The sequence below is a fragment of the Kitasatospora sp. RG8 genome, from assembly GCF_017813315.1.
Taxonomy (GTDB): Bacteria; Actinomycetota; Actinomycetes; order Streptomycetales; family Streptomycetaceae; genus Kitasatospora.
This window is the reverse complement of the sequence record NZ_JAGIYX010000023.1, coordinates 152,111-160,383: the sequence shown is the minus strand read 5'-3', so window position 1 is coordinate 160,383 and position 8,273 is coordinate 152,111. Positions and strand designations below refer to the sequence as shown.

Genomic DNA, 8,273 nt, shown 5'->3' with positions numbered 1-8,273 from the left:
CCAGGCCGCACTCGCCGTCCTCCTCTCCCGCCTCGGCGCCGGAGACGACCTCCCCATCGGCACCCCCGTCGCCGGCCGCACCGACCAAGCCCTCGACGACCTCGTCGGGTTCTTCGTCAACACCCTCGTCCTGCGCACCGACGTCTCCGGCAACCCCACCTTCGCCGACGTCCTGAACCGGGTCCGCGAACGCGCCCTGGACGCCTACGCCCACCAGGACGTGCCCTTCGAACGCCTCGTCGAAGAACTCGCCCCCGCCCGCTCCATGGCCCGCCACCCCCTCTTCCAGGTCATGCTCGCCCTCCAGAACAACACCGACCCGGACCTCGAACTCCCGGGCCTGCGGACGAGCGTGCTGCCCGGCCCGCAGCCCCCGGCCAAGTTCGACCTCGCCCTCACCCTCCGCGAGACCTTCGCCGAGCCCTTCCCCGAGACCTTCGCCGAGCCCCTCGACGGAGCCGTCGCCGAGCCCCTCGGCAGGGCGCTCGACAGCCACGCCCGCCCGCACGGCATCAACGGTCAACTCGGCTACGCGATCGACCTGTTCGACCACGACACCGCCGAGGCCATCGCCGAACGCTTCGTCCGGGTCCTCGACGCGGTCACCACCCACCCCTCCCACCCCGTCGGCCAGGTCCAGATCCTCTCGGCCGCAGAACGCGAACGCGTCCTCGTCGAGTGGAACGACACCGCCCGCCCGATCGCCGGGGCGACGCTGCCGGAGCTGCTGAGCGCGCAGGCCGAAAGCACCCCGGACGCCGTTGCGCTGGTCTTCGAAGGAACCCGCCTCACCTACGCCGAACTCGACGCCCGGGCCAACCAACTCGCCCACCTGCTCACCGAGCAGGGCGTCGGCCCGGAGTCCCGCGTCGCGGTGTTCATGGAGCGCTCCACCGACATGGTCCTCGCCCTGCTCGCCGCCGTGAAGGCCGGCGCCGCCTACGTCCCCGTCGACCCGCAGTACCCCGCCGAACGCATCACCCAGATGCTCCGCGACTCGGCCCCGCAGTGCGTGCTCACCCACACCCCCACCAGCCACCTCCTCCCCGAAACCGAGAACCTCCCCCGCCTCGTCCTGGACGACCCCGGCACGCAGGCACTGCTCACGGACCGCCCCGGACACGCCCCCCAGCCCGGCCTGCTGCCCGAACACCCCGCCTACGTCATCTACACCTCCGGCTCCACCGGAACCCCCAAGGGCGTGGCCCTCTCGCACCGCAGCATCGCCAACCAGCTCGTCTATCTGCAGTCCGAGTACGGGGTCGGCCCGGCCGACCGGGTGATCCAGAAGACGCCGTACGGCTTCGACGTCTCGGTCTGGGAGTTCTTCGGTCCGCTGACCTGCGGCGCCACCCTGGTCGTGGCCAAGCCGGACGGGCACCGCGACCCGGCCTACCTGGCCGAGCTGATCAACGCCGAGCAGATCACCGTCGCGAGCTTCATTCCGTCGATGCTCCAGGTGTTCCTCCAGGAGCCCGCCGCCGCGTCCTGCACCAGTCTGACGACCGTGTTCAGTGGCGGGGAGGCGCTCACGGCGCAGCTGTGCGAGCAGTTCTCCGCTCTGCTCGGCGCGGGCCTGTACAACCTCTACGGGCCCACCGAGGCCGCGATCGACGTCACCGCCTGGCCCCACACGAGGGAGACCGCGTACACCGGGCCGAGCGCACCGATCGGACGCCCCGTCTGGAACACCCGCGTCCACGTCCTCGACGCCTCCCTCCAGCCCGTCGCGCCGGGTGTGGCCGGTGAGCTCTACCTCGCCGGCGTCCAGCTCGCCCGCGGCTACCTCAACCGGCCGAGTCTGACGGCGGAACGCTTCGTCGCCTGCCCCTTCGGCGAGCCCGGTGAGCGGATGTACCGCACCGGCGACCTGGCCCGGTGGCGGGCGGACGGGAACCTGGAGTTCGTCGAGCGGGCGGACGACCAGGTCAAGATCCGCGGCTTCCGCATCGAGCTCGGCGAGATCGAGGCGGTCATCGCCGGCCACGACGCCGTCGCCCACGCCGCCGCGGTCGTCCGCGAGGACGCCCCCGGCGACAGGCGGATCGTCGCCTACGTCGTCCCGGCCGCCGGCCACGACGGCGCCGCCGAACTGGCTTCGGCCGTGCGTGCCTTCACGTCCGGGCACCTGCCCGAGTACATGGTCCCCGCAGCGGTCGTCGTCCTCGACGCCCTCCCGCTGACCGTGAACGGCAAGCTCGACCGGCGGGCTCTGCCCGCCCCGGTCTACGCCGCCGCCTCCACCGGGCGCGGACCGTCCACGGCCCAGGAGGAGCTGCTCTGCGCGGCCTTCGCCGACATCCTCGGCCTGGACCGGGTCGGGGTGGACGACAACTTCTTCGACCTCGGCGGGCACTCCCTCCTGGCCACCCGCCTGGTCGCGCGCATCCGCGCGCAACTCGGCGTCGAACTCACCATCCGCACCCTCTTCGAGGCTCCGACCGTCGCCACCCTCACGGGCAAGCTCGACCCCCGGAAGGGGACGAGGCCTGCACTGCGGCCGATGCGCAGGTAGCAGGAGAGAACCGAGTCACCACCGAGCGGCCCGGGGCCGGGGCCGGAGCCGATGTCGGGCTCCGCCTCCCGCCCCGGCCCCGGCCTCGCACCCGGACTCGGCCGTGCAGGACATCGTTCGAAATGAAAGGAACGTCGCGTGGATCCTGGTGATCCCTATCTGATCGCGTGTACCGGCTGTGACTGGCGCAGTGCCGACGACGGGCTGCGCATGAGCTGCCCGCGGTGCGGGGACGGCTCCCTGCTGCGTACGGAGTACGCGACGTCGTCGTTCACCGTCGCCCCGGAGGCGTCCGGCGTCTTCCGCTACCGCTCCTGGCTCCCGGTCCGCCGCGAGATCGAGGGTTCCAGCCGCCCGGCGGTGTACCGCAGCGAAGGCCTCGGCAGGGAGCTGGGGCTGACGGACCTCTGGGTGTCCTTCAGCGGCTACTGGCCCGAACGGGGCTGCCGGATGGTGTCGGGCTCCTTCAAGGAGCTCGAGGCGTACACGGTGCTCGGCCGCACCCCGCAGCAGGCGGGCGTGATGGTGGTCGCGTCGGCGGGCAACACCGCTGCCGCCTTCGCCGCCGCGCACGGCCCGGGCGTCCCGCGCCTGCTCGTCGTCCCGGACCGGGCCGCGCCCGTCGTGGCCGCGGCCGGTGGCTGCTCCGCGGACGTGCGGGTGGTGGCGCTCCGGGGCGCGACGTACAACGACGTGATCGACTTCAGCCGGAAGCTCGTCGCCTCGACCCCCGGGTTCTTCCCCGAGGGCGGCGTCCGCAACGTCGCCCGCCGCGACGGCCTGGGTGTCATCGCCCTGACCGCCTTCGAGGAGATGGGCACCCTCCCGGAGTTCTACGTCCAGGCGGTGGGAAGCGGCGCAGGGGCGATCGCCACGTACGAGGCCTCCGAGCGGATCCTGGCGTCCGGAGCCGCCGCCGGCCAGTCGGTTCCGCGGATGCTCCTGTGCCAGAACGCGGACTTCGCACCGCTCGGCCGGGCCTGGAGGGGCGAGCCGGGGCCGGCCGACGGCGGCGCGCAGGCCGATCCCTACGCGCCGGAGCTGGCCAACTCGACGCCTCCGTACGACGTGCACGGCGGGGTGCGGGACATCCTGCGGGCCACCGCGGGCGACGTCCTGGTGGCCGACCGCGCGGCGGCGCAGTCCGCACGCGCGATGTTCGAGGAGTTGGAGGGCATCGACATCGAGCCGGCCGCGGCGGTGGCCGTGGCGGCGCTGCGTGACGCCGTCCGGTCCGGGCGGCTGCCGCGCGACGCGAGGTGCCTGCTCAACGTGACCGGTGGCGGGCGCCGCAGGCTGCACGCCACGACCACCGCCGGCGGGGCCCCCGAGGCCGGCGCGACCCCGGAGTCCGCGGGGATCCGGTCGGTCGGCCCGACGGCCTCCCCGGACGAGGTCGCGGCCGCGGTGCTGGACTCCTTCGCGTCCGGCCGGTGGCCGCTCACTCCCACGCCGGTGGGGTGCTGAGTGCGCCCTCACCCACTGGACGGGTCCGGCCCGCGACCGCTCCCGTCGGCGGGGGCCGGGGCACCGGCCGACGCCGCCCCCCACCTGCCGTCAGAAAGGAGGCAGGAGCGATGAGCTACCGGCCCACGGAGCACACGACGACCCTGCGACTCGACCTCGGGACCCTCCACGACTCCCTGAGCTCACCGGTGAGCGCGTCGATGAACTTCCTCAACGAGGTGGCACAGGACTACCCGGACGCGGTCTCCTTCGCCGCCGGCCGCCCCTTCGAGGGCTACTTCGACGTCGACGACATCCACCGGTACATCAACGCCTACCGCCGGCACCTGACCGAGCGGTTCGGCGGGGACGAGGCGAAGGTCCGGCGGACCCTCCTGCAGTACGGGCGGACCAAGGGCATCATCCACGAACTGATCGCGACCCACCTGGAGGTCGACGAGGGGTTCGTCGTCGACCCGGAGTCCGTGGTGGTCACCGTGGGCTGCCAGGAGGCGCTGTACCTGACGTTGCGGGCCCTGCGCTCCGGCCCGCAGGACGCGCTCGTGGCGGTGACCCCCAGCTACGTCGGGGTGCACGGGGCGGCGCAGCTCGTGGACATGCCGCTGCTTCCGGTCGCGGAGTCCGCCGCGGGGATCGACCTGGACGACCTGGCCGCCGTGGTCCGCCGGGCCCGCGGGTCGGGCCTGCGCCCGCGCGCCCTGTACCTCGTGCCCGACTTCGCCAACCCCACCGGGGTGCGGATGAGCCGGGAGGACCGCCTGCGGACCCTGGAGGCGGCGTCGGAGCTCGGCCTCCTGGTGCTGGAGGACAACCCCTACGGCCTGTTCGGCGCCCCGGCCGGGCCGCCGACGATGAAGGCCCTCGACACCGAGGGGCGCGTGGTCTACCTGGGCTCGTTCGCCAAGACCGGGCTGCCCGGTGCCCGGGTGGGCTACGCGGTCGCCGACCAGCGCGTCACCGGGCCGGACGGCGGGGCCGGGTTGCTGGCCGACCAGCTCGCGAAGATCAAGAGCATGACGACGGTGAACACCTCGCCGATCGCCCAGGCGGTCATCGGCGGGAAGCTGCTCGAACACGGCCACAGCCTGCGGGCGGCCAACGAGCGCGAGCGGGAGACGTACCTGGGGAACCTGCGGCTGATGCAGGAGGGCCTGGCCGCCCGCTTCGGCGCCGGGCAGGTGCCGGGCGTGGCCTGGAACTCCCCCGGGGGCGGCTTCTTCCTGCTCCTGAACGTCCCCTTCGCCACCAGCGACGAGCTGCTGGAGCGGAGCGCCCGCGAGCACCACGTGCTGTGGACGCCGTTGCACCACTTCTACGCCGACTCCGAGCCCCGCAGCGTGATGCGCCTGTCCTTCAGCCACCTGCTGCCCGAGGAGATCGACGAGGGGTTGGACAGGCTCGCCGGCTTCGTGCGCAAGCAGGCGCAGGGCACGGCCTGACCCGGCCGGAAGCCTGACCGGGGCGGCGGCCACCGCACCGGCCGCCGTCACCCGCGCCCCCGGTCCCACGCCCCGCGATCCCCCGCCCCCGATCTCTCGACGAATTCCCTGACGAATTCCCCGACGATCGTCCATTCACCTTCCGGAGGACAGACCAGTGACGAACCCGTTCGAGAACGACGCCGACCCGTACCTCGTGCTGCGCAACGCCGAGGGGCAGCACTCGCTCTGGCCCGCCTCGATCTCCGCCCCCGAGGGCTGGGAGACCGTCTTCGGGCAGGCCGGCCGCCGGGAGTGCCTGGAGTACGTGGAGCAGGCCTGGACCGACATGCGCCCGAAGAGCCTGGTCGACGCCGTGAACAACAGCTGACCGGCGCCGCCCCCGCGCCGCCGCGGCCGGTCCGCCGGCCCGGGTGCGGGGCGGCGGCGCCCGACGTTTCCACGGGTTCCCCGCGCCGGCCGTCCGGCCGCAGCGGCGGGACCCGCCACGCACCTGAGGAGAGAGTCACGTGAATACGTCCGCAGTCTACGGCGACCTGGGTATCGAGTACGTCGAACTATGCGTGGAGGACCTCGACCGGAGCGTGGCCGCCTGGGTCGAGCGCTACGCCTTCCAGGTCGTCGCCCGCGGCGCCTCCCCCGGTGCGGGTTGCCGGAGTGCCGCCCTGGTCCAGGGCGGCATCACGCTCGTCCTCACCGAGAGCGGGTCGGCGGACCACCCCATCGGCGCGTACACACGGCGCCACGGCGAGGGGGTGGCCGACATCGCGCTGCGCGTGCCCGACGTGACCGCGGCCTACGCCGAGGCCGTCCGGCGCGGGGCGCGGTCCGTCACCCCTCCGGGACCGGACGGGACCGCCGCCACCATCGGCGGCTTCGGCGACGTCGTGCACACCCTGGTCCGTGACGACGGCCCCGCGCGGCCGCGGCTGCCCTGGGGGCTCGTCGCCGATCCGGCCGCGCTCGCCGCCGCGCGCGAGGTCGTGCCGCCCGTCGGGCTGCGGGAGATCGACCACTTCGCCGTCTGCGTCAACGCCGGGGAGCTGGCTTCGACCGTGGAGTACTACTGCGGCGTGCTGGGCTTCGAGGACGTCTTCGAGGAGCGCATCGTCGTCGGCGCCCAGGCGATGAACTCCAAGGTGGCCCGCAGCGGTTCGGGGACGGTGACGTTCACCGTCATCGAGCCCGACGTCACCGCCCGGCCCGGCCAGATCGACGAGTTCCTCGCCCGTCACGAGGGTTCCGGGGTCCAGCACATCGCGTTCTCGGTGGACGACGCCGTGCGGTCCGTCCGTTCCCTGGCGGAGCGCGGGGTGGAGTTCCTGACCACGCCCGGCTCCTACTACGACCTCCTCGCCGATCGCGTGACTCCCAAGAACCACCTGATCGAGGAGCTGCGCAGCTGGAACCTGCTCGTGGACGAGGACCACGGCGGCCAGCTCTTCCAGATCTTCACCCGGTCCTCCCACGCGCGCCACACCCTCTTCTTCGAGGTCATCGAGCGCATCGGCGCGGAGACCTTCGGGAGCGCCAACATCAAGGCGCTGTACGAGGCCGTCGAGCTGGAACGCACCCGCCAGGGCGGTGGCGCGCGGTGAGCACGATCCTTCCGCACCCGCCGTCCCCCGGTCCGGGCCGCGGGCCGGCCGGGCCCGCCCCGGCGCCCGGCGGGCCCCTCTGCCTGCGGGACATCGAGCGCGCCGCGGCCGCGGTCCTGCCACCGGACGTCTGGGACTTCGTCATGGGCGGCAGCGGCACGGAGTCGTCCGTGCAGGCCAACCTCGCGGCCTTCGAGCAGCTCTACGTGGTGCCGCGCGTGCTGCGGGACGTCTCCGGCTGCTCGACGGCGTCGCCCCTGCTGGGCCGCGCGGCGTCCGCTCCGCTGGCCGTCGCGCCCATGGCCTACCACCGGCTCGTCCACCCGGACGGCGAGCTGGCGGTGGCCCGGGCCGCCCGGGAAGCCGGAGTGCCCTTCGTCACCGGGACGCTGAGCAGCCATCCGCTGGAGGAGATCGCCGCGCAGGGCGCCCGGCTCTGGCTCCAGCTCTACTGGCTGAAGGACGAGGCCCGCCTGTTCGACCTCGTCGCGCGGGCCGAGGAGGCGGGCTGCGAGGCGCTGATGCTGACCGTGGACCTGCCGTGGATGGGGCGCCGTCTGCGCGACGTCCGCAACGGGTTCGTCCTTCCCCAGGACGTCCGGGCCGCCCACCTCGGCGACGGCGCCGCGTCCCTGGCGCACGACCACCAGGCCCGGTCCTCGGCGGTGGCGGAGCACACCAGGACCGCCATGACGGCGGCGCTCTCCTGGGAGCACGTGGAACGGCTCCGCAGCCGCACCGGCCTCCGGCTGGTCCTGAAGGGCGTCCTCGACCCGCGCGACGCCCGGCAGGCGGCGGAGCACGGTGTGGACGCGGTCGTCGTCTCCAACCACGGGGGGCGTCAACTCGACGGCGCCGTACCGCCGATGGCCGTTCTCGGCGAGGTCCGGGACGCGGTGGACGGGCGCTGCGAGGTCCTGCTGGACGGCGGGGTGCGGACCGGCACCGACATCCTGAAGGCCCTCGCGCTCGGCGCCTCCGGGGTGCTCGTCGGCCGCCCGGTGTTCTGGGGGCTCGCCACGGAGGGCCAGGCCGGGGTCGGCAGTGTCCTGCGCCTGCTGACCGAGGAGCTGCGGGACGCGCTCGGGCTGGCCGGCTGCGACTCGGTCACCGCCGCGCGGTCCCTGCGCGTGCTCACCCCCACGCCGTTCCGGGACGTCTCCGCACCCGCCGCGGGGTGAACACCGGCCCGGGCGCCCGACCGCCCGCGCCGAGCGTGTTCCGGGTGGCCGGCAACCACCCGGAACACGGTCG

General features: G+C 73.7%; 6 protein-coding genes. All 6 read left to right on the top strand.

The genetic code is table 11. From position 1 onward, the window contains the following. A partial coding sequence (locus J5Y04_RS28975; RefSeq protein ID WP_209415350.1) for a non-ribosomal peptide synthetase occupies positions 1-2,515 on the top strand: 2,515 nt, incomplete at its 5' end. Positions 2,516-2,653: 138 nt separating this feature from the next. Continuing rightward, positions 2,654-3,982 carry a cysteate synthase gene (locus J5Y04_RS28970; protein WP_209415349.1) on the top strand — a complete coding sequence of 443 codons (1,329 nt, stop codon included), beginning with the start codon at positions 2,654-2,656 and terminating at the stop codon, positions 3,980-3,982. Positions 3,983-4,092: 110 nt separating this feature from the next. Continuing rightward, entirely contained in the window at positions 4,093-5,421 is a 1,329-nt protein-coding gene (locus J5Y04_RS28965; RefSeq protein WP_209415348.1) for a PLP-dependent aminotransferase family protein, read from the top strand. A 157-nt stretch (positions 5,422-5,578) separates the two neighbouring features. Further along, complete coding sequence (locus J5Y04_RS28960; protein WP_209415347.1) at positions 5,579-5,791, top strand: MbtH family protein; 213 nt, start codon at positions 5,579-5,581, stop codon at positions 5,789-5,791. A gap of 139 nt (positions 5,792-5,930) precedes the next feature. After that, positions 5,931-7,019 (top strand): 4-hydroxyphenylpyruvate dioxygenase, encoded by a 1,089-nt coding sequence (gene hppD / locus J5Y04_RS28955; protein WP_209415346.1) that lies wholly within the window; start codon positions 5,931-5,933, stop codon positions 7,017-7,019. Then, positions 7,016-8,200, top strand: a complete 1,185-nt coding sequence (locus J5Y04_RS28950) for an alpha-hydroxy acid oxidase (RefSeq protein WP_307853349.1) — start codon at positions 7,016-7,018, stop codon at positions 8,198-8,200. The genes hppD and J5Y04_RS28950 overlap by 4 nt, the downstream gene beginning before the upstream one ends. Positions 8,201-8,273: the final 73 nt, after the last annotated feature.

Bases quoted from the DNA above. Each gene is read 5' to 3' on its own strand.
- J5Y04_RS28965 (WP_209415348.1), top strand. From the start codon at position 4,093: ATGAGCTACCGGCCCACGGAGCACACGACGACCCTGCGACTCGACCTC.